Raw genomic sequence first — 286 nt, forward strand, 5'->3', positions numbered from 1 at the left:
ACCCCGTGAGGGTGCGTGGATTGAAACGGGGTCATACGGGATTGACATGTTGCCAATGGTCGTCGCACCCCGTGAGGGTGCGTGGATTGAAACTTCCATGGCATTAAGACATCGGAGGTCGATACTGGTCGCACCCCGTGAGGGTGCGTGGATTGAAACTCTGTTCCTGTGTCAATAACAAAAGTTGCAATTAGTCGCACCCCGTGAGGGTGCGTGGATTGAAACATTTTTTAATCTGATTGTTCCTATTATGGAACAAAGTCGCACCCCGTGAGGGTGCGTGGAT

This window comes from Megasphaera sp. MJR8396C, assembly GCF_001546855.1.
In the GTDB taxonomy this organism is placed as follows: domain Bacteria; phylum Bacillota; class Negativicutes; order Veillonellales; family Megasphaeraceae; genus Megasphaera.